The sequence below is a fragment of the Homoserinimonas sp. A447 genome, assembly GCF_054489325.1.
The window spans coordinates 1,663,838-1,684,501 of the sequence record NZ_JBTMWW010000001.1; the positions used below are offsets into that span (position 1 = coordinate 1,663,838).

A 20,664-nucleotide genomic window follows, 5' to 3' on the forward strand; every position below is an offset into this window, starting at 1 on the left:
GCGGTCAGCGCTTAGCGCTTGCCCTTGACGATGCGCTCCTGGTTGACGTCTTCTTCTTCAAGCTCTTCGAAGACCTCCTTGCCGGCTGAGGCAAGCGGCTTGCCCTCACCGGTCTGGAACTCCAGCTTGAACTTGTCGACGGCGGCATCCAGGTCGGCGACGGTCTCGTCGGTGAGGACGTTCGTCTCACGCAGCGTGTCGAGCACCTTGGTGTTGCGACCCAGGTAGTCGAGCAGCTCGCGCTCGAAACGCAGGATGTCTTCCACCGGAACCTCATCCAGCTTGCCGTTGGTGCCGGCCCAGATGGCGACGACCTGGTCTTCGACCGGATACGGCGAGTACTGCGGCTGGCGGAGCAGCTCGGTGAGTCGCTCACCGCGTGCAAGCTGGCGGCGGCTGGCCGCATCCAGGTCGGACGCGAACAGCGCGAACGCCTGCAGCGAGCGGTACTGGGCCAACTCGAGCTTCAGGGTTCCGGAGACCTTCTTGATCGACTTCACCTGCGCGTCACCACCGACACGGGAAACCGAGATTCCCACGTCGACCGCTGGACGCTGGTTGGCGTTGAACAGGTCGGACTGGAGGAAGATCTGGCCGTCGGTGATCGAGATCACGTTGGTCGGGATGTAGGCGGACACGTCGTTCGCCTTGGTCTCGATGAGCGGCAGGCCGGTCATCGACCCGGCACCGAGCTCGTCGGACAGCTTGGCGCAACGCTCGAGCAGGCGGGAGTGCAGGTAGAAGACGTCACCCGGGTAGGCTTCACGGCCCGGCGGACGACGCAGCAGCAACGACACGGCACGGTAGGCCTCGGCCTGCTTGGACAGGTCATCGAAGACGATGAGCACGTGCTTGCTGTCGTACATCCAGTGCTGGCCGATGGCCGAACCGGTGTACGGGGCGAGGTACTTGAAGCCGGCCGGGTCGGAGGCCGGCGAGGCGACGATGGTGGTGTACTCCATGGCGCCTGCGGCCTCGAGCGCACCGCGGACGGCGGCGATCGTCGAGCCCTTCTGGCCGATGGCGACGTAGATGCAGCGAACCTGCTTGTTGGTGTCGCCTGACTCCCAGTTGGCCTTCTGGTTGATGATCGTGTCGATCGCCAGGGCGGTCTTTCCGGTCTGGCGGTCACCGATGATCAGCTGGCGCTGTCCGCGGCCGATCGGGATCATCGCGTCGATCGCCTTGATGCCGGTCTGCATCGGCTCGTGCACCGACTTGCGGGCCATGACGCCCGGGGCCTGGAGCTCGAGCGCACGGCGCTCGGTGGTCTTGATCTCGCCGAGGCCGTCGATCGGGTTGCCGAGCGGGTCGACCACGCGGCCCAGGTAGCTGTCGCCGACCGGCACGGAGAGAACCTCACCGGTGCGGGTGACTTCCTGGCCGGCCTCGACGCCGCTGAACTCACCGAGGATGACGACACCGATCTCGCTCTCGTCGAGGCTCAGGGCGAGGCCCAGCGTGCCGTCGGCGAACTTGATGAGCTCGTTGGCCATCACGCCGGGAAGGCCCTCGACGTGGGCGATGCCGTCCGCGGCATCCACCACATACCCGACCTCGGTCTTGGTTGCCTTGGTGGGGTCGTAGGACTTGACGAAGTCCTTCAGAGCATCGCGGATCTCGTCCGGGCTGATCGTTACGTCTGCCATTTGCGTTTCCTTGTCTTCGCGGTGCAATCCAGCACCGACGGATGTGGCGCTGTTAGCCAGCGAGTTGAAGTCTGAGTTCCTTGAGCCTGGATGCGACGCTGCCGTCGATGACGTCGTCACCGATCTGCACACGGACGCCGCCGACCAGGGACGGGTCCACGACCAGGTTGACCCTCAGCTGACGGCCGTAGCTGGCCGAGAGGCCGGACTGCAGCCGTGCGAGCTGATCTGCAGCAATGGGCGTTGCCGTGGTGACGGTGGCGATGGCGTGACCGGTCTGGTCCGCCACGATTGCCGCTGCGTTGCGCACCAGCGAGTTGATGCGACGGCCTCGGGGCTGGCGTACCAGGTGGCGCAGGATGGTCAACGACTGCGGGGACACCTTGCCCGAGAGCAAGCGGTCGATCAACGTGACCTTGGAGGTCGCGTCGCCGAGCTTGCTGCTGATGGCCAACTCGAGTTCCGCGCTGGAGGCGACCGTCTTGCCGAACGCGAAGAGCTCGCCCTCGATGTCGGTGCCCGCCTCAGCGGAGTCCGCCGCCGCACGCAGTCCGAGTTCCTCGATGCCGGCCAGCAGGTCATCCTCTGACGACCAGCGGTTTGCCGCCACCGTGCCGAGAATCCCGAAAACCGGTGAGCTGATGGACGATCCGAAGACGGCCTTCAACGCAGCGACCTTTGTGTCTGGCTCGGTGGCCGGGTCGCTCAGGACCGATTGGAGCTGGCTGGAGTCCCCGATGATGCGACCGGCGGACAGGAGTTGTTCCGCGATGGCCAGATCTACCGTGCCGCTGATCGCGGCCAGAGCCGCTTTCGACGCGGCAAGAGCGTCCCTGGTCGTTGATCCCATTACTACTTGCTCACCTTGCTCGTCGAGGATGAACTCACTGCACGCCTGTCGGACGACTCAAGGTCGGCCAGGAAGCTGTCAACGAGCTTCGATGCCTTCTTGTCGTCGGACAGGCTCTGCCCGATCACGCCGGAGGCGAGGTCGAGAGCAAGACTGCCCACTTCGGCTCGGAGGGAGACGAGGGCTGCCTGACGTTCCGCCTCGATCTGCGCAACTGCTGACGAGGTGATGCGGGCAGCCTCAGCGGATGCCTGCTCTTTCAGTTCGCTCAGGATCTTGGTGCCGTCAAGGCGCGCCTGCTCGCGGATCTTGCCTGCTTCGGAGCGAGCTTCCTTGAGGAGTTCGTTGTACTTCTCCAGTTGCTCGGCGGCCTCGGCCTGGGCGTTCTCAGCCCTGGCGATGCCGCCCTCGATGACCTCGGCACGCTCATCCAGCAGCTTCTTCAGCGCCGGCAGCACCTTCCACCAGAAGACGCCGAGGATCAGCAGGAAGCAGATCGCCGACCAGAAGATGTCATAGGCCGCAGGGAACAGCGGGTTGGGCGCCGCCTCCCCTTCGGCTGCGGCGTGAATCAGTGCGTGAAGCATAGAGATTCCTTAGTTGGTGAAGATGAAGTACGTCGCGATACCGATGAACGCCAGCGCCTCGGTAAAGGCGATACCGATGTACATGAGCACCGTGAGGCGACCCTGCAGTTCTGGCTGGCGTGCGACGGACTCGATGGTCTTGCCGACGACGATGCCGATACCGATACCGGGGCCGACAGCGGCGAGACCGTAACCGACCGTCGCGATATTGCCGGACAGTTCAGCGATGTTAGTTACATCCACGTTGGGTGTTTCCTTCCGTAATGAGCAGATTCGACGGGTGCCGGATCTAGTGTTCTTCGAGCACTGCCAACTGAATGTAGACGGCAGTGAGAAGGGTGAAGATGTATGCCTGCAGCACGATGATCAGGATCTCGAACAACGTGAATGCCAGGCCGAAGGCGAAGGTGCCGATGCCGAAGAGGGAATACCAGCCCCCCGCCGTGAAGATGAAGAACTGCGTGGCAGCGAAGAACAGCACCAGCAGGAGGTGTCCGACCACCATGTTCATCAAAAGTCGAAGGGTGAGCGTAATCGGTCGCAGGATGAAGGTCGAGATGAATTCGATCACGGCGATCAGCGGCATCAGGGCTTTGGGAACCCCGGGCGGGACCAGGGAGTTGCGGATGAACGCCTTCGGGTTCTGCTTGAGGCCCGCGTAGATGAACACGCCATAGGCGATCACGGCCAGGAGCAGGGGAATGCCGATGACGGATGTACCGGCAATGTTCAATCCCGGGATGATTCCGGTGAGGTTCATCCCAAGTACCATGAAGAAAATGGTCGTCAGGACCGGCAGGAAGCGGTCGCCGGTTTTTTCACCCAGCAGGTCGTGAGCGATGCTCTTGCGCACGAAGGAGAGCCCCATCTCCACCAGAGACTGGCCGCGGCCGGGCACCAGGGTCATCTTGCGGGTGCCGAGCCAGAAGAGCACGCAGATGAGGACGGCGACCAGCAAGCGCATCATCATGATGCGGTTCATGGCGAAGATCGTGCCGTCGAAGAGCACCACGTCGGGGAAGAACTCCATGATCGTGGGTGGGTGGAAGCCACCATCCTCGTGACCGCCATCGGTGGCGAACGGGATCAATGCGGTGAGAGCGTTTACTAGCAGCTCTATCTCCAAGATCGGGGCGTGCAACCACGCGGCGAGAGAATGGGTGGGATGTCCGTTAGAAACTCTATCAAGAGATTTCGGCGCCCATGAACGGTCGTCAGCCCCGCTGTGCCGGCTTGTCGTCGCCCGGCAGTTCGATGTCGCTGACGTACGACATCCGCGACCTGGCCACGACCACGACGTCAACGACGAGCGTCCCGACGACTGCTGCGACGATGCTCAGGAACATGACCTGGGCGTTGAGCCACGGCTGGTCTTTGAGGATGAAGATGAGCACGAGGAACAGCACGAACTTGAGCAACCAGGCACCCATGACGATGCCGAAGAAGGCCCCCAGGCTGTACTTCCCCGCCACCAGGATGCTCAGCGCGGTGATGGCGAGGAAGACGACCGCCATCACGGTGCCGATCAATGCGCTGGAGATCCCGACCGATCCGACGGTCACGTAGCCGACGATCGAACCGATCACGGCAATGGCGACGGCGAGGATGGCGCCGTAGAGGAGCACCTTCTTCAGGATGGGGGCGGCGGTCATGGGGTCTCCTGGTCGGAAGGGGTAGAGGAATTGGCGGATGCGGCATCCAGTGGGTCGAGCTGGGCGGCGATCATCGAACCAGGCTGGTCGGCACTCATCGACTGGACGTCGAGTTCCTGCCGTTTGCGCTTGGTCATCGGTGCGACGGTGAACCAGGCACTGACAATGAACCCGACGGCGATGAAGCCGATCGCCACCCCGTTGTGGACGTTCGGGACGAACACGAACAGCAGGGTGCCGATAGCGAAGACGGCCGTCCAGCTATAGAAGATGAGTACCGCCTGGAAGTGGGTGTGGCCCATGTCAAGCAGGCGATGGTGGAGGTGCTTGCGGTCGGCGGAGAACGGCGACTTGCCTGCACGCAGTCGGCGGCTGACCGCCAGGGAGAAGTCGAGCAGCGGCATCACCAGGATCGCCAGTGGCAGGAGGATCGGGATGAATGCGGGAAGCAGCTGCCGCGAAGAGACGAGGGTGAATGGGTCGACCGACCCGGTCACCGAGATCGCCGACGCTGCCATCATGAGCCCGACGAGTAGGGCGCCGGCGTCCCCCATGAAGATCTTCGCCGGATGCCAGTTGAGCGGCAGGAAGCCGACGCACGCACCAATCAGGACCGCGGTGATCAGGGATGCGATGTTGAAGTACTCCGACTCGCCGATGCTGGTGGTGAGGATGTAGCAGTAGACGAAGAACACGATGTTGGCGATGATCGCGACACCGGCGACGAGGCCGTCGAGGCCGTCGATGAAGTTGACCGCGTTCATCACCAGCACGACCGCGAACACCGTCACGACGAGGCCGATCACCGGGGGCACCACGGTGACTCCGCCGATGGGCACCGTCACGAGCTGAACGCCCTGCCAGGCGAGGATGCCCGCAGCGAGAATCTGGCCGGTGAGCTTGGTGAGCCAGTCGAGGTCCCAGAGGTCGTCGGCCACACCGATGATCACGATCAGTGCCGCGGAAGCCAGGATGGCCAGGACCGGACCCGGGTTGGCGAAGACCACCTGGAATTGCGGGAGCTGGGACGCCACACCGAACGCGACCAGGATGCCGAGGAACATCGCCACTCCACCCAGCCTCGGAGTCGGGCTGGTGTGGACGTCGCGTTCCCGGATCTTGGGGTAGAGGCGGTACCGGTTGCTCAGCTTGTAGATGGCGATGGCAAGGCTGAAGGTCACGATGGCGGAGATTCCGCCGGCGAGCGCGTAGAAGACGATTCTCATTCGTCCGCCCTGCCGATGACCTCCGAAATGGCTTCGTCCGAGATGACGCCGTGGCGCACGATCGTCAGCTCGCCACCCTCCTTGAGCAGGCCGGTCGCGTCGACGATGGTCGAGCCGGCCGCTCCCCCGGCACCGCCGTCGAGGTAGACGGCGACGGAGTCGCCCAGCATCGCCTGCGCCGCTGCGGCGGTCGTTGCAGCCAGCTCGCCGGTGAGGTTGGCGGAGGAGACGGCGAGCGGGCCGGTCTCCGAGAGCAGTTCGAGCGCGACACGATTGTCGGGCATCCGCAACGCCACCGTGCCACCGGTCTCGCCGAGGTCCCATTGCAACGAGTCCCTGGCGGGGAGGATGACCGTCAGGCCGCCCGGCCAGAACGCGGCAACCAGGGCACGCACCTGGTCCGGCACCTCGCTGGCCAGGGCATCCAGGGTCGGAATGCCCGGAATCAGCACCGGCGGCGGGGACTGCCTGGTGCGCCCCTTCGCGTCGAGAAGGCGCTGGACAGCGGCCGGGTTGAAGGCGTCGGCTGCAACACCGTAGACCGTGTCGGTCGGCAGTACCACGAGCTCCCCGCGACCGATCGCCACTCTGGCGAGCCGCATGCCGGTGAGGAGCTCGTCGGGGTTCGAGCAGTCGTGAATGGTCGCCATGTCGGTAGCCATCCTACTTGGCCGCCGAGAACGCGACCCTGAGCCCGCGGGCGTTGCCAGTGTCGAAGGCACGGACGATAAACGTCGGAAAATCGGTCGTCACGCAAGAAACCGCCATCCCAGCAAGAAAACCGCAATGGCAGCCGCCGTACGATACAGCCATGACCGCGTATGTCTCTGCCCTCGACCTGTTCTCCATCGGGATCGGTCCATCCAGCTCCCACACGGTGGGCCCGATGAGGGCGGCGCGAGCGTTTGCCGAGAACCTGGTCGCCACCGGCAACCTCCAGTCCGTAACGCGAGTCACCTGCTCCCTCTACGGTTCCCTGGGCGCGACCGGGCTGGGGCATGGCACCCCGGATGCCGTGCTGGCCGGCCTCGCCGGATTCCGCCCCGAAAGTTGCGAGCCGGATGACGTGCGAGGAGCGTGGATGAACCTCGCGGAGGGCGCCACCCTCAAGATCGCCGGAGTCCACGAAATCGCCATCAGCAAGGACGACGTGTCGCTCGTCCCGCGCACCCGGCTGCCGGGCCACCCCAACGCCCTGACCTTGTCGGCCTGGAGCGAGGCGGATGCGCTCCCCATCTACGAGGAGACCTATTACTCCATCGGAGGCGGCTTCATCCGCCGCGACGGGGACCCCACCACCACCGAGTCGCCCATCTCCCAGCCCTACCCCTATTCTTCCGGTGCCGAACTGCTCGCGCTCTGCCGCGAGACCGGACTGAGCATCAGCGGTATCGCCAGGGCGAACGAGGAAGCCGTTCACGGCGCCGAGAAGCTGAACGCCGGGCTGGACGCCATCTGGGCGGCCATGCACACCTGTGTCGAGGCCGGGCTGAATGCCGACGGCACACTCCCGGGCGGACTCGGGGTTAAACGGCGGGCCGGCGCGGTGCGCGCCACCCTGGACCTCTACGACAAGCTGCCGCAGCGCGAACGGGACACTTCCACCGAGTGGCTCCACGCGTTCGCGCTGGCGGTCAATGAGGAAAACGCCGCGGGCGGGCGAGTCGTCACGGCACCCACCAATGGGGCCGCCGGGATCATCCCCGCTGTCGGCCACTATTACCTTCGGTTCGTTCCAGGGGCAGACGCGGAAGGCATCCGCAACTACCTGCTCACCGCTGTTGCAATCGGGTCGCTGGCCAAGGCGAACGCCTCGATTTCCGGTGCGGAGGGCGGATGTCAGGCCGAGGTCGGCTCCGCCTGCGCGATGGCATCCGCTGGCCTCTGTGCGGTGCTCGGCGGAACGCCTGAGCAGGTCGAGAATGCCGCCGAAATCGCCATGGAGCACCACCTGGGGCTGACCTGCGACCCGGTCAGCGGACTCGTCCAGATCCCCTGCATCGAACGGAACGCGATCGCATCCTCCACTGCGGTATCGGCGGCAAGGCTCGCACTGCACGGCGACGGGACCCACATCGTCTCCCTCGATATGGTCATCGAGACCATGCGCCAGACCGGGGTGGACATGATGACCAAATACAAGGAGACCAGCGAGGGCGGACTCGCCGTCAACGTCGTCGAGTGCTGAGTCGCTCTTTCGCCTGGCGCAATTGAGGGCTCTTTTGCGAAGACCTCAGCGAAAGAGGGAACTTTTTCCCAGGTCGGTGACGTTTTCCCTCCTTGGCACGAGCGGCAGATCGACTCAACGCTGCGAGGGAGTCGCGGCTCGGCGGAGGGCGGTCGCGGCGCGGTCGCGACCGAGCAGGTCGCGGTGTGAAGCGACGGCAGCCCAGCCGTCGGCGCGCAGCAGTGCGGCGATTTCCGCAGCCTGAAGCTCGCCATGCTCGATCACCAGGGTGCCACCGCTGTGCAGGAGTCGGAGTCCGGTCTGTGACACCTTGCGCACAGCATCCAGACCATCGGCTCCCCCGTAGAGGGCGTGCTCCGGATCGAACAGTCGAACCTCCGGGTCGCGCGGAATCGCCTCGGCAGGGATGTAGGGAGGGTTGGAGATGACAACGTCGACGGTTCCATCGAGTTCTGGGAAGGCATCCGCAAGGTCAGCGAACACGAGGTGTGCGTTCACTGCGCCGGTCTCCTCGAAGTTTCTGGACGTCCACGGGAACGCCTCCGGGGAGTTCTCCGCTGCGTAGACAACGGAGTGCGGAACCTCCGTCGCCATGGCCAACGCGATCGCCCCGCTGCCAGAACCGAGGTCGACAGCGATCGGATGCTCGGACGGGATCGCCCACAGCGCATCGATCGCGAACTGCACGACCTGCTCGGTCTCGGGCCGGGGCACGAAGACGCCGGGACCGACCGCCAGTTCGAGGTTGCGGAACGGCGCACGCCCGGTGATGTGCTGCAGCGGTTCGCGTGCCTCGCGACGGGCCACCAGCATCCGGATGTTCGCTGCGTCCTCAGCGGAGACGGCCGCCCCGGTCACCGCTTTCGCCTGCACCTCGCCGCGACTGACGCCCAGCGCGTGGCCGATCAGCAGCTCGGCATCAACGTCAGCGGATTCGATGCCGGCGATGGCGAGCTGCTCGAGCGCCTCGGTGCGGAGTACGGCGATGGTGGTAGTCACAGGCTGATTCTCCTTGGCCGCGGGTCTCGACAAGCTCGACCAGCCTTTCGGATCGACCAGCCTGAGTTGCCTGACCGATGCTCGGTCAGGACTGATCGCCGATGTCGGCCAGGCGTGCTTCCTCATCGAACTGGATACACGACTGGATGACCGGCTCAAGAGCGCCGTCCATCACGGTGTCGAGGTTGTACGCCTTGTACCCGGTGCGGTGGTCCGCGATGCGGTTCTCCGGGAAGTTGTAGGTGCGGATGCGCTCGGACCGGTCCATGGTGCGGATCTGGCTCTTGCGCGCGACGCTGTCGAGGGCCGCCTGGTCTTCCTGCTGCTTGGCCAGGATGCGCGCACGGAGGACCCGCATGCCGGCTTCACGGTTCTGCAGCTGGCTCTTCTCGTTCTGCATGGCGACGACGATGCCGGTCGGAAGGTGGGTGATCCGCACGGCGGAGTCCGTGGTGTTGACTGATTGCCCACCGGGACCGCTGGAGCGGTAGACGTCGATCTTCAGGTCGTTCTGACTGATCTCGACCTCCTCCGGGGCGTCCACTTCGGGAAACACCAGAACGCCAGTGGTGGAGGTGTGGATACGCCCCTGCGACTCCGTGGCAGGCACCCGTTGCACACGGTGAACGCCGCCCTCGTACTTGAGGTGCGCCCACACGCCCTGCGAGGGGTCAGAGGCGTTCGACTTGATCGCGACCTGAACATCCTTGTAGCCACCGAGGTCACTCTCGGTGCGCTCCAGCAGTTCCGTCTTCCACCCCTTCGACTCCGCGTAGTGCAGGTACATGCGCAGCAGGTCGGCGGCGAACAACGCACTCTCGGCGCCGCCCTCGCCACCCTTGATCTCCATGATCACGTCGCGACCGTCGTCTGGGTCACGCGGGATGAGCAGGCGGCGCAGTTTCTCCTGCGTAGTCACCAGCAACTCTTCCATGGCCGGGATCTCGGCGGCGAAAGCGTCGTCCTCCTTCGCCAGTTCCCGCGCTGCCGCGAGGTCGTCGGCCGCCTGCAGCCAATGCTCGTGCGCTGCCTTGATCTGGCTCAGTTCGGCATACCGCCGGTTGATCTTCTTGGCCCTGGCCGCGTCCGCGTGAACGGCGGGATCCGACAGCTGCGTCTGCAGATCCTCATGCTCGGCCAGCAGCACCGCTACTGACTCGAACACGGTTAGTCGTCCTTGCCCGCGCTCGCGGCGCCCGGGAGGGACTTCTGGATCTGCATGAGGAACTCGACGTTGGAGTTGGTCTCCTTGAGCTTGCCGAGAACGATCTCGAGCGCCTGCTGCTGCTCGAGGCCGGCAAGTGCGCGCCGCAGCTTCCAGGTGACCTTGACCTCGTCGACGCCCATGAGCATCTCCTCGCGGCGGGTTCCGGATGCGTTCACGTCCACAGCAGGGAAGATGCGCTTGTCGGCCAGCTGGCGCGACAGGCGGAGCTCCATGTTGCCGGTGCCCTTGAACTCCTCGAAGATGACCTCGTCCATCTTGGAGCCGGTCTCGACCAGCGCGGTGGCGAGGATGGTGAGCGAGCCACCGTCTTCGATGTTGCGCGCGGCACCGAAGAAACGCTTCGGCGGGTAGAGGGCCGCAGAGTCGACGCCACCGGAGAGGATGCGACCGGATGCCGGCGCGACCAGGTTGTATGCACGCCCCAGTCGGGTGATCGAGTCGAGCAGCACGACAACGTCGTGGCCGAGCTCGACGAGGCGCTTGGCACGCTCGATGGCGAGCTCGGCGACCATGGTGTGGTCTTCTGCCGGACGGTCGAAGGTGGATGCGATGACCTCACCCTTGACGGTGCGCTGCATGTCCGTGACTTCTTCTGGACGCTCATCCACCAGCACGACCATGAGGTGCACCTCGGGGTTGTTCTTGGCGATGGCGTTGGCGATCGCCTGCAGCACGAGCGTCTTGCCCGCCTTCGGGGGCGACACGATGAGTCCGCGCTGGCCCTTGCCGATCGGCGACACCAGGTCGATGATGCGGGTGGTCAGCTTCTGGTGCTCGGTCTCGAGGCGCAGGCGCTCCGACGGGTAGAGCGGTGTGAGCTTGCCGAATTCGACCCGCTCACCGGCCTGCTCGATTGGGAGTCCGTTGATCGAGTCGATCTTGACGATCGCGTTGTACTTCTGGCGACCGCTGTTCTCGTTGTCGCGCGGCTGGCGGATGGCGCCGACGACGGCGTCACCCTTGCGCAGGTTGTACTTCTTGACCTGGCCGAGCGAGACGTAGACATCGTTGTTTCCGGGCAGGTAGCCACTGGTGCGCACGAAGGCGTAGTTGTCGAGGACGTCGAGGATGCCGGCCACCGGGATGAGCACGTCATCTTCGGTGATCTCCGGCTCGAACTCGTCGCCGCCGCCCTGGCCGCGCCGCTTGCGGTCGCGGTAGCGTCCGCGGCCTCCGCGCTCGTCGCCATCCTGGCGGTCACGGTCACCCTGGCGGTCACGGTCACCCTGCTGGCGATCAGCCTGCTGACGGTCACCCTGCTGACGACGCTGACGGCCGCCCTCGCCCTGCTGGTCGTCGCCATCCGACTTCTGGCGGTCGCCACCGTTGCGGCCACGGCCGCGTCCACGGGAGTTGCGCGAAGGACGATCGGAACCGTCCTCATCGCCGTGGCTGTCGCCGTTCTGGTTAGCACCGTTCTGGTTAGCACCGTCATCTTCGGACAAGTCGCGCGAGCCGGCCTCATCGGAGACCTGGTCGTCGTGCTTGGCCTGCTTCGAGTCTTTCTTCGCCGAATCGCGCTTGTCCTGGCCGGCCCCCTGCTTGGTGCCCTGCTTGGTGCCCTGCTTGGCGTCGTCGTGCTTGGCTTCGTTCAACGACGCTGCCTGGCCGGCTGTGTCGTCGGCAGACTCCGAGCCGCTGGCGGCAACCGGGGTCGGGGCGGCGGTCTCGCCACCGTTGGCGTGCTCTGCGGCCCGCTTCGGCGCGACCTTGCGGGTGCGCTTGGGCGCAGCGTCGGCGGTATCGGTCGCTGCCGGCTCGTCGCCGGCCGGCGCCTGTGCCGGTGCAGGCGACTGAGCCGCCTCGGACGGCTGCGCTGACTCGACAGGCTGTGCCGACTCGGCAGGCTGGGCCTTCGTTGGCTGCACTGTCGTGGTCACGACACCAGCGGTCGCCGTGGCGCGGCGCGGTGCACGCTTCGTGGCCGGCGCAGCGGATGCTGCCGGAGCCTGCTGCGGGTCTGCAGTGGTGGTGGTGCCTGCTGAATCGGCGGCGCTTGCTGCGCCATCCGTCGGGGTGTTCTGGTTCTCGTCGATTGCGTTCACGAGGTCTCCTTTACGAAGTTTGGATGCGCCGGTGATACCGCGTTCTGCAGCCAGAGCCTGAAGCTCAGGAAGGCGCAGGGCAGCCAGGTCGGCGCGTGAACTCGGCCTCATGGCACGAGCAGTGGGATCAGTCACTAAGAGGATTCCTTTCTCCGAGCTTTCCGCCAGCGTGAACAATGAACGCGCGGGGGGATTTGTCGGAGAGCTAGACGCCCATCGCGGCTACTGGTCTGTGCGGATGCGCAGGGTAAGCGACAGATGAGGCGATGCTAGTGATTGTGCAACCCTGGGCCTGGCCAGTTGGCTGTTGCCCGCTGGCCGCGACTAGCCGGATTCGGCTGGGTGCAAATTCACTGTAGCACCTTTGAAGTCGACGGCCAGCATGAGCGGTTGCCAGCGCGCTGCGGTGTGTTGCCGCACCATTTCGGCCGCCTGAAGGCGCTGGGCAGGGTCGCTGCACAGCACCAGGATGGACGGGCCTGAGCCGGAAACCACGGCCGCGTGACCGGCCGACCGCAACTCGTCGATCAGGGCAGCCGTATCGGGCATGGCGCTGGCCCGGTAGCTCTGGTGGAGTTTGTCCTCGGTCGCCGCGTGCAGCAGTTCCGGGCTCTGGATCAGTGCAGCGATCAGCAGTGCCGAGCGCGAGACATTGAAGATCGCATCCTCGTGCGGGACGGATGCCGGGCGCAGGCTCCTGGCGAGAGCGGTCGACATCGTGCTCTCCGGCACGCAGATCAGTGGTGAGACACCACGGTGCACCATCAGCTTCTTGTGCTGTGGCCGATCATCCGCTGTCCACACGATGGTGAGCCCACCGAACAGGGCCGGGGCGACGTTGTCTGGATGCCCCTCGAGTTCGCTGGCGATCGCGAGCAGCGTTTCGGCATCCAACTCCACGATGCCGTCGAGGAGGCCCTTGGCCGCCATGACGCCGGAGACGATGGCGGCACCGGATGACCCGAGTCCCCGCCCATGCGGAATCGAATTGGTGGCCACGACGTCGAGGCCGGGGAGCTCCTGGCCGAACCTGGCCAGTGTGGCTCCGATCGACTGCACGACGAGGTTGGTCTCGTCGGTCGGCACCTCACCCTCGCCGACACCGCTCACCCGAACCAGGACGCCCGGCTGTTCGCGAACCGTCACGGTCAGCTCGTCGTACAAGGACAGGGCGAGGCCGAGGGTGTCGAACCCTGGACCGAGGTTGGCTGTGGTTGCCGGGACTTTCACCGTGACCGTTCGCCCAATGAGCGACGAAACGGTGGTGGTCATGCGCTGTTCTTCGCCAAGCCGAGCACGCCGGCGATCTCGTCCGTGTCGACCGGCACGATCGTCGGCGTGACGTCGGAGCCGTCTGCTGTACGCAACGCCCACTGCGGGTCTTTCAACCCGTGCCCGGTGACGGTGAGCACGACGGTCGCTCCCTGCGGAATCTCGCCTGCAGCCGACCGCTCCAGGAGGCCGGCGACGCTGATCGCGGAGGCCGGCTCCACGAAGATGCCGACCTCGGCGGAGAGGATGCGGTGTGCTTCCAGGATCAGCTTGTCGGAGATGGCGCCGAAGTAGCCATTGCTGGTCTCATGTGCCTGGATCGCCAACTGCCAGGATGCCGGGTTTCCGATGCGGATGGCGCTGGCGATGGTGTCGGGCTCGGTGACGATGTGGCCCAGTACGATCGGTGCGCTGCCCTCGGCCTGGAATCCGAACATCCGTGGCAGCCTGGTGGTGCGTCCGCGCTCGAGTTCTTCGCTGTAACCGCGGAAGTATGCGCTGTAGTTGCCCGCGTTCCCGACCGGCACGATGTGGAAGTCCGGAGCGTCATCCAACACTTCGACGACCTCGAATGCCGCCGTCTTCTGCCCCTCGATGCGGTCATTGTTGACCGAGTTGACCAGGTGCACCGGGTAGTTGTCCGCCAGCTCGCGGGCGATCTCGAGGCAGTCGTCGAAGTTGCCCTGCACCTGCAGCAATTGTGCGTTGTGGGCGATGGCCTGAGCCAGCTTGCCCATCGCGATCTTGCCTTCCGGCACCAGGACGGCAGAGGTGATGCCGGCGTGGGTGGCGTAGGCGGCGGCCGATGCCGAGGTGTTTCCGGTCGACGCGCAGATGACCGCGCGGGCACCGGCCTCTACGGCTTTCGACACCGCCATGGTCATGCCACGATCCTTGAACGACCCGGTCGGGTTCATGCCCTCGTACTTGACGAAGACCTTCGCGCCGGTGCGCGCGGACAGCGCGGGTGCCGGGATGAGCGGTGTGCCGCCCTCCCCCAGCGAGACGATCGGCGTGGCATCCGTCACATCGAGACGATCGGCATACTCGCGGAGGACTCCGCGCCACTGGTGGGCCATTACAAACCTTCCACTCGCAAAACAGAAGTGATAGAGCTGACAACGTCGTTGCGCTCGAGACCTTCGACTGTGGCCGACAGGTCTGCTTCGGATGCCTCGTGAGTACCGATTACAAGGGTAGCGGTGGCCGCGGCCTCTCCACGACCGACCGGGCGAACCGATTGCGCCACCGTCTCCACCGAGACCCCATGGTCGCTGAACAGCGCGGCGATGCGGGAGAGCACTCCGGGCTGGTCGATCACCTCGAGGGTGATCTGGTAGCGCGTGGTGACGCTGGAGATCGGGAGCACTGCCAGGTTGGCATGGGTCGACTCTGCGACGCCTGGGCCACCGACCACGTGACGACGGGCGGCGGAGACCAGGTCGCCGAGAACCGCGGATGCGGTCTCCTTGCCGCCGGCGCCCGCGCCGTAGAACATCAGGTCGCCAGCCGATTCCGCCTCGATGAACACCGCATTCTTCGCCTCACGCACGTTGCCGAGCGGGTGGGAGCGGGGAACCAGCGCCGGGTACACCCGCGCGCTCACGCCCTCGGTGCCGCTCGCATCCGTCAGCCGCTCGCAGATGGCGAGGAGCTTGATGACGTAACCGGCGCTGCGGGCGGCCGCGACCTGGTCGGCCGTCACCGAGGTGATTCCCTCCCGGTGGACGCTCTCGATCGGCACAGTCGTGTGGAACGCCAGACTGGCGAGGATGGCCGCCTTCTGCGCGGCGTCATAGCCCTCCACGTCTGCGGTCGGGTCGGCCTCGGCATAGCCGAGCTCGGTCGCAGCAGCCAGTGCGGCCTCCATGCTGTCGCCCTCCGAGTCCATCCGGTCAAGAATGAAGTTGGTCGTGCCGTTGACGATGCCGAGGATGCGCTTGACCCGGTCGCCGGCCAGGCTGTCACGCAGCGGGCGGATGATCGGAATGGCACCGGCAACTGCTGCCTCGTAGTAGATCTGCGCGCCGACCTGCTCGGCGGCCGCGAACAGTTCAGGGCCGTGGGTGGCGATGAGCGCCTTGTTGGCGGTGATGACATCCGCCCCGGAATTGAGCGCCTGCAGGATGTGGCTGCGGGCCGGCTCGATGCCGCCCATCAGTTCGATGACCACGTCGGCTCCGAGGATCAGCGACTCGGCGTCGGTGGTCAGCAGGTCGCGCGGGATGTCCGCGGTGCGGGGCGCGTCGAGGTTGCGCACCGCGACGCCGACCAGCTCCAGCCCGGCACCGGCGCGACCGGCAAGGTCGTCACCCTGCTCGAGCAGCAGGCGCACCACCTGAGCGCCGACCGCACCTGCTCCCAAGACGGCGATTCGCAGGTTCCGGTACTCGATCATGTGGTCATTCCGTTCGGGGTTGGGGTCGATAGTCCGGCGTCGCGGGCCAGCAGATCGGATTCGGTCTCGCCGCGCACGATCACGCGAGCGGATCCGTCGCGGACCGCGACGACCGCGGGCCGGGTGAGGTAGTTGTAGTTGCTCGCCAGGGAGAAGCAGTACGCACCGGTCGCCGGGACTGCCAGCAGGTCGCCTGGTGTGACGTCGGCCGGCAGGTACTCGGCGTCGACCACAATGTCGCCGCTCTCGCAGTGCTTGCCGACCACGCGCGACAAGGCAGGTGCGGCATCCGACACCCGGTTGGCGATGCGCGCCGAGTAGTCGGCGCCGTAGAGGGCGGTTCGTGCGTTGTCGCTCATGCCGCCGTCGATGCTGACATACCGCCTGACGGCCGAGCCATCGACGAGCACGTCCTTGATGGTGCCGACTTCGTACAGCGTGAAACCGGCGGGGCCGATGATCGCCCGGCCGGGTTCCACGGCGACGACCGGCACCGGCACGCCGAGGCGCTCGGCCTCCGCCGCGACCATGTTCGCCAGGGCTGCGGCGATCTCGTCGAAAGACAGGGCCGCATCAGAGTTCGTGTAGGCGATACCGAAACCACCGCCCAGGTTGAGCTCCGGAACCGGCCCGTCCTGCAGAAGTTGGGCGTGCACGGCCATGAGCCGCCTGGCCGACTCGGCGAATCCGTCGGTCTCGAAGATCTGGGAGCCGATGTGGCAGTGGAGCCCGAGGAATTCCAGTTCGCTGTGGGCGCGGATGATCGCCACCGCATCCGGGGCATCCGTCAGCGCGATCCCGAACTTCTGGTCTTCCCGCGCGGTGGCCAGGTATTCGTGGGTGTGGGCGTGCACGCCGCTGTTGACCCGGAGGCGAACGGGCTGGTGCCTGCCATGGTGCCGTGCGGCATCCGCGATCCGCTCGATCTCGATGAGGCTGTCGATGATGATCACGCCGACACCGGATGCCACGGCGCGGTCGATCTCGGCGACCGACTTGTTGTTGCCGTGAAGCCCGATCAGGCTCGGGTCCACACCGGCGGCCAGGGCGACGGCCAGCTCTCCCCCGCTGGCGACATCCAGGTGCAGTCCCGCCTCAGTCACCCAGCGGGCGACCTCGGATGAGAGGAACGCCTTACCCGCGTAGTAGACGCGGGCGGCGCTGCCGACGCGGGCGAACTCCCGGTCGAACGCGGTGCGAGCGTGAAGGGCGCGGGCACGGGCATCCGCTTCGTCGATGACGTAGAGCGGCGTGCCGAACTGCCTGGCCAGCTCGACTGCCGAAACGCCGGCGACGTCGATCGCGCCCACCCCGTTGCGGGCGGCGTTCCGTGACCACACAGCCGGTGCCAACGCGTTCGGGTCCGACGGAACCTGAAGCCACTGGGGGGCAAGGGGGTTGCCGTGCAGCAAGTCTTCGGACAAAAGGGGAACCTCGAAGCTGTCGCGGTTTGTTGTGGTGAACCGGGCGTGGTTCCTGACCCTATGAATTGTATGGGCTGGAGCCGTGCCCGGGTTAGCTGGGGCGGGGTTATTCGCAGCTGCCGCGCGTGCGCAGCTCGGACAGGTTGACCGGAACCTCCTGGCCGGACACCGCGAAGTGCAGCTCGGAGCCGACAACCTCGACGCTGGTCAGGTCCAGGCTTTCCGGCAGGCGGCTGGCGGCACAGGCACGGACGGTGAGCGCACTCAGGTCGATGAGCTGGCTGAGGTCGACTGAGGCGTTATCGGCGTTCGCTTCGACCGCGGTCGGTGTCAGCACGATCGCTCCTCCCTCGACGCTGGGTTCCAGTGTGACCGTGTACCCGATCTCGAGTCCGAGGAACGCAACCGTGCCCACCTTGGTCATGACACCGTCGGCGAACTGCAACCCTGACGCCGCGTCAGTTCCGCCGGCGAGCGCGAGGATGGATTCCGCGTCGAGCGAGAACGATACGTCGAGTTCGTCCAGGGTGCCGGAGAAGAACTGCGGTAAGAAGGCAAATCCGCCGATCGTCGCCTGCGTGGGCCCGGCGCTAGCCGGAAGACGGTCTGCAAGCTCCGATGCGACCACGTCTTCCGCAGCAGCCCTGGCCGCACCGTCCGCCCAGACCGCTATACCCGCCAGGATGGCGAGGATCACGACGACGACTATCGCGGTCACACCACGTCGCTTGCGCGACACTCGCACGTCCGACTCGACGAACAGTCCGCCGAAGTCACCGTCGTCGACAGCACTGCCGCTTCTGCCGCCGGCCCTTTCGCTCACAGTCACATCCGCTCCGGTGCACTGACGCCGAGCAGGCGGAGACCGTTCCTCAGCACCTGACCGGTGGCGTCGTTGACCCACAGTCGGGTGCGGTGCAGGTCGCTGACCGCCTCGTCACCCAGTGGCGTAACGCGGCAGACGTCGTACCAGCGGTGGTAGGCGGCAGCGAGCTCTTCGCTGTAACGGGCGATCCGATGCGGTTCGCGCAGCTCCGCCGCCTGGGCGACGACGCGCGGGAACCCGGCCAGGATGCCTACCAGGTTGTTCTCGGTCTCGTGGGTGAGCTGTTCAGGGACGAACACCGAACGGTCAACGCCGAGCGACGCCGCATTCTTCGAGACCGAATGGGTGCGCGCGTGAGCGTACTGCACGTAGAAGACCGGGTTGTCGTTGGTGCGCTTGCGCAGCAGTTCGGGGTCGAGGGTGAGGGGAGAGTCCGCCGGGTAGCGTCCGAGCGAGTAGCGCAGGGCATCCGTGCCCAGCCACTCCCGCAGGTCGTTCAGCTCGATGACGTTTCCGGCGCGCTTCGACAGGCGCGCCCCGTTGATGCTCACCAGCTGCCCGATGAGAATCTCGACGTCGGTTTCCGGGTCATCCCCGGCAGCACCGGCGAGCGCCTTGAGGCGGTGCACGTAGCCGTGGTGGTCGGCGCCGAGCAGGTAGATCTTGTGCGCGAAGCCGCGGTCGCCCTTGTCCAGGTAATAGGCGGCGTCCGAGGCGAAGTAGGTGTAGACGCCGTTGGCGCGGCGGATCACCCGGTCTTTGTCGTCGCCGAATTCGGTGGTGCGAACCCAGACCGCACCGTCCTTGTCGTAGACGTGGCCCTGTGCACGCAACCGTTTGACGGCGGACTGCACCGGGCTGGGATCGCCTTCGTGCAGGCTGCGCTCGCTGAACCAGACGTGGAAGTTCACGTTGAACCGCTCAAGGGATTCACGGATCTCGGCCAGTTGAAGCTGGTAGCCGGTTTCGCGCGCGATGGCGAGTGCGTCATCCGCCGGCAGTTCCAGGATGTTCGGGTGCAGTTCGCTGACCTTCGCGGCCAGGTCGGCGATGTACTGGCCCGGGTAGCCGTTCTCGGGGGTCGGCTCCCCCTTCAGCGCCGCGGTGATGGATGCTCCGAAGTTGTCCATCTGGTTGCCGGCGTCGTTGATGTAGAACTCGCTGACCATGCGGGCACCGGATGCGGTCAGCACGCGGGCGATCGAATCGCCGAGGGCGGCCCAGCGGGTGTGCCCGATGTGCAGCGGCCCGGTCGGGTTCGCGGACACGAACTCGAGGTTGATGGTCTGGCCGGCGAGTGCGTCGTTGTTGCCGTAGCTGTCGCCAGCCTCCACGATCGCCTTCGCGACGGCACCTGCCGCAGCGGCATCCAGCGTGATGTTGATGAAACCGGGGCCCGCGACGTCGACGGATGCGACGGCATCGATGGTGCGGATGCCTTCAGCGAACTCAGCGGCGAGCTCGCGCGGGTTGATCCCGAGGCGACCGGCAAGCTTCATCGCGATGTTGGAGGCCCAGTCGCCGTGGTCGCGGTTCTTGGGCCGCTCCAGCAGCACGTCGTCGATGGCTATGGTGATCGAGTCGTCACGGGCTGCGACCGCGGGGGCCACGATGCGGAGGATTGCGGCGGAAAGTTCGGCTGGAGTCACTTCAGAATTCTACCGGGAGGCGTTTCGGCATCCGGACCCTGCCGATAATCGGCAAGGATGGACCCCATGCGTTCACTCCCCGCCACCCTCACCGTTGCCGCCGTCCTGGTCCTGGGGCTCTCGGGGTGCGTCCCGCAGGGAGCGCCGGAACCCGTTGATTCCTCTGGTCCGGCCGAGTACGAGCGGCCCACGCCACCAGCGGATACACCAGAACCGGCGGTAACCGAGGTGCCGGCGGATGGCTTCAGCTCTACGCCGGTGACGATCGACTGCAACGAGCTGGTGTCGCCGCAGGCCGTGTACGACTACAACCCGAACTACGGTCACCAGCCGGCGTTCACGGCGCCCGCCAATACGGATGTCGCCACCATCGTGGCGAACCAGGGTGTTGCCTGCAACTGGGTGAACCAGACGAGTGGGGTGACCTTCGTCGTCGCGGTCGCCCAACTGGCGGCAGATGACCTGGCAACCGTCGAGGCAGACGTGGCTGCTGGGAGTACCGCTGTCTCGGGGATCGGCGACGCCGCCTATTTCACGACATCCGGTGGTGTCGGCGTGGCCCAGGTCTTCGACGGGCCGTATTGGGTGGTCGCTACGTCCGCCGCGTTCTACGAGGTAGCCGAGCCGAAGCCGCTGGTGGAAGCCGCATTGGCTGCATTTGCGGGCTAACG

19 protein-coding genes are annotated in these 20,664 nt (G+C 65.8%); 2 read left to right on the forward strand and 17 right to left on the reverse strand.

Going from position 1 to position 20,664, the window contains the following annotated elements; translation table 11 throughout:
• Window positions 1–11 precede the first annotated feature (11 nt).
• The 8 genes from atpA to ACX3O0_RS08115 form a co-directional block, all read right to left on the reverse strand.
• Window positions 12–1,649 (reverse strand): F0F1 ATP synthase subunit alpha, encoded by a 1,638-nt coding sequence (atpA, locus tag ACX3O0_RS08080; protein ID WP_459093507.1) that lies wholly within the window; start codon window positions 1,647–1,649, stop codon window positions 12–14.
• Window positions 1,650–1,701: 52 nt separating this feature from the next.
• Window positions 1,702–2,499, reverse strand: coding sequence for a F0F1 ATP synthase subunit delta (locus tag ACX3O0_RS08085; protein WP_459093506.1), 798 nt, complete (start codon window positions 2,497–2,499; stop codon window positions 1,702–1,704).
• 2 nt (window positions 2,500–2,501) lie between these two features.
• Window positions 2,502–3,086, reverse strand: a complete 585-nt coding sequence (locus tag ACX3O0_RS08090) for a F0F1 ATP synthase subunit B (protein WP_459093505.1) — start codon at window positions 3,084–3,086, stop codon at window positions 2,502–2,504.
• 9 nt (window positions 3,087–3,095) lie between these two features.
• Window positions 3,096–3,329, reverse strand: a complete 234-nt coding sequence (atpE, locus tag ACX3O0_RS08095) for an ATP synthase F0 subunit C (RefSeq protein ID WP_459093504.1) — start codon at window positions 3,327–3,329, stop codon at window positions 3,096–3,098.
• Window positions 3,330–3,375: 46 nt separating this feature from the next.
• Window positions 3,376–4,206 (reverse strand): F0F1 ATP synthase subunit A, encoded by an 831-nt coding sequence (gene atpB, locus ACX3O0_RS08100; protein WP_459093611.1) that lies wholly within the window; start codon window positions 4,204–4,206, stop codon window positions 3,376–3,378.
• A gap of 94 nt (window positions 4,207–4,300) precedes the next feature.
• On the reverse strand, window positions 4,301–4,738 hold the full coding sequence (locus tag ACX3O0_RS08105) for a hypothetical protein (RefSeq protein WP_459107385.1): 438 nt from the start codon (window positions 4,736–4,738) through the stop codon (window positions 4,301–4,303).
• Window positions 4,735–5,958, reverse strand: coding sequence for an MraY family glycosyltransferase (locus tag ACX3O0_RS08110; protein WP_459108461.1), 1,224 nt, complete (start codon window positions 5,956–5,958; stop codon window positions 4,735–4,737). Before ACX3O0_RS08110 ends, ACX3O0_RS08105 begins: the two co-directional genes overlap by 4 nt.
• Window positions 5,959–5,960: 2 nt before the next feature.
• Window positions 5,961–6,614, reverse strand: a complete 654-nt coding sequence (locus ACX3O0_RS08115; RefSeq protein ID WP_459107386.1) for an L-threonylcarbamoyladenylate synthase — start codon at window positions 6,612–6,614, stop codon at window positions 5,961–5,963.
• 161 nt (window positions 6,615–6,775) lie between these two features.
• Here ACX3O0_RS08115 and ACX3O0_RS08120 point away from each other — a divergent pair, with 161 nt between their 5' ends.
• The gene (locus ACX3O0_RS08120; RefSeq protein WP_459107387.1) at window positions 6,776–8,152 is read left to right on the forward strand and encodes an L-serine ammonia-lyase; all 1,377 of its coding nucleotides are present in this window, start codon (window positions 6,776–6,778) and stop codon (window positions 8,150–8,152) included.
• Between the two features lie 114 nt (window positions 8,153–8,266).
• Here ACX3O0_RS08120 and prmC read toward each other — a convergent pair whose 3' ends face one another.
• The 9 genes from prmC to argS form a co-directional block, all read right to left on the reverse strand.
• Window positions 8,267–9,151: a peptide chain release factor N(5)-glutamine methyltransferase gene (gene prmC, locus ACX3O0_RS08125; RefSeq protein ID WP_459107388.1), complete on the reverse strand. Its 885-nt coding sequence runs from the start codon at window positions 9,149–9,151 to the stop codon at window positions 8,267–8,269.
• 85 nt (window positions 9,152–9,236) lie between these two features.
• A complete protein-coding gene (prfA, locus tag ACX3O0_RS08130; protein ID WP_459093498.1) occupies window positions 9,237–10,316 on the reverse strand; it encodes a peptide chain release factor 1 in 1,080 nt (359 codons plus the stop codon).
• A 2-nt stretch (window positions 10,317–10,318) separates the two neighbouring features.
• Window positions 10,319–12,559, reverse strand: a complete 2,241-nt coding sequence (rho, locus tag ACX3O0_RS08135) for a transcription termination factor Rho (protein WP_459107389.1) — start codon at window positions 12,557–12,559, stop codon at window positions 10,319–10,321.
• A 189-nt stretch (window positions 12,560–12,748) separates the two neighbouring features.
• On the reverse strand, window positions 12,749–13,696 hold the full coding sequence (thrB, locus tag ACX3O0_RS08140) for a homoserine kinase (protein ID WP_459093497.1): 948 nt from the start codon (window positions 13,694–13,696) through the stop codon (window positions 12,749–12,751).
• On the reverse strand, window positions 13,693–14,775 hold the full coding sequence (thrC, locus tag ACX3O0_RS08145; RefSeq protein ID WP_459093496.1) for a threonine synthase: 1,083 nt from the start codon (window positions 14,773–14,775) through the stop codon (window positions 13,693–13,695). The genes thrB and thrC overlap by 4 nt, the downstream gene beginning before the upstream one ends.
• On the reverse strand, window positions 14,775–16,094 hold the full coding sequence (locus tag ACX3O0_RS08150) for a homoserine dehydrogenase (protein ID WP_459093495.1): 1,320 nt from the start codon (window positions 16,092–16,094) through the stop codon (window positions 14,775–14,777). The genes thrC and ACX3O0_RS08150 overlap by 1 nt, the downstream gene beginning before the upstream one ends.
• Complete coding sequence (gene lysA / locus ACX3O0_RS08155) at window positions 16,091–17,503, reverse strand: diaminopimelate decarboxylase (protein WP_459108462.1); 1,413 nt, start codon at window positions 17,501–17,503, stop codon at window positions 16,091–16,093. Before lysA ends, ACX3O0_RS08150 begins: the two co-directional genes overlap by 4 nt.
• A 121-nt stretch (window positions 17,504–17,624) precedes the next feature.
• Complete coding sequence (locus ACX3O0_RS08160) at window positions 17,625–18,341, reverse strand: LmeA family phospholipid-binding protein (RefSeq protein ID WP_459093494.1); 717 nt, start codon at window positions 18,339–18,341, stop codon at window positions 17,625–17,627.
• 2 nt (window positions 18,342–18,343) lie between these two features.
• Window positions 18,344–19,993 (reverse strand): arginine--tRNA ligase, encoded by a 1,650-nt coding sequence (gene argS / locus ACX3O0_RS08165; RefSeq protein WP_459093493.1) that lies wholly within the window; start codon window positions 19,991–19,993, stop codon window positions 18,344–18,346.
• Between the two features lie 66 nt (window positions 19,994–20,059).
• On the opposite strand from argS, the gene ACX3O0_RS08170 reads away from it, so the two are divergent.
• Window positions 20,060–20,662 (forward strand): hypothetical protein, encoded by a 603-nt coding sequence (locus ACX3O0_RS08170; RefSeq protein ID WP_459107390.1) that lies wholly within the window; start codon window positions 20,060–20,062, stop codon window positions 20,660–20,662.
• The last annotated feature ends 2 nt before the right edge of the window (window positions 20,663–20,664 follow it).

Bases quoted from the DNA above. Each gene is read 5' to 3' on its own strand.
- atpA (WP_459093507.1), bottom strand. From the start codon at position 1,649: ATGGCAGACGTAACGATCAGCCCGGACGAGATCCGCGATGCTCTGAAG.
- ACX3O0_RS08085 (WP_459093506.1), bottom strand. From the start codon at position 2,499: ATGGGATCAACGACCAGGGACGCTCTTGCCGCGTCGAAAGCGGCTCTG.
- ACX3O0_RS08090 (WP_459093505.1), bottom strand. From the start codon at position 3,086: ATGCTTCACGCACTGATTCACGCCGCAGCCGAAGGGGAGGCGGCGCCC.
- ACX3O0_RS08105 (WP_459107385.1), bottom strand. From the start codon at position 4,738: ATGACCGCCGCCCCCATCCTGAAGAAGGTGCTCCTCTACGGCGCCATC.
- ACX3O0_RS08115 (WP_459107386.1), bottom strand. From the start codon at position 6,614: ATGGCGACCATTCACGACTGCTCGAACCCCGACGAGCTCCTCACCGGC.
- ACX3O0_RS08120 (WP_459107387.1), top strand. From the start codon at position 6,776: ATGACCGCGTATGTCTCTGCCCTCGACCTGTTCTCCATCGGGATCGGT.
- thrB (WP_459093497.1), bottom strand. From the start codon at position 13,696: ATGACCACCACCGTTTCGTCGCTCATTGGGCGAACGGTCACGGTGAAA.
- thrC (WP_459093496.1), bottom strand. From the start codon at position 14,775: ATGGCCCACCAGTGGCGCGGAGTCCTCCGCGAGTATGCCGATCGTCTC.
- ACX3O0_RS08150 (WP_459093495.1), bottom strand. From the start codon at position 16,094: ATGATCGAGTACCGGAACCTGCGAATCGCCGTCTTGGGAGCAGGTGCG.
- ACX3O0_RS08170 (WP_459107390.1), top strand. From the start codon at position 20,060: ATGCGTTCACTCCCCGCCACCCTCACCGTTGCCGCCGTCCTGGTCCTG.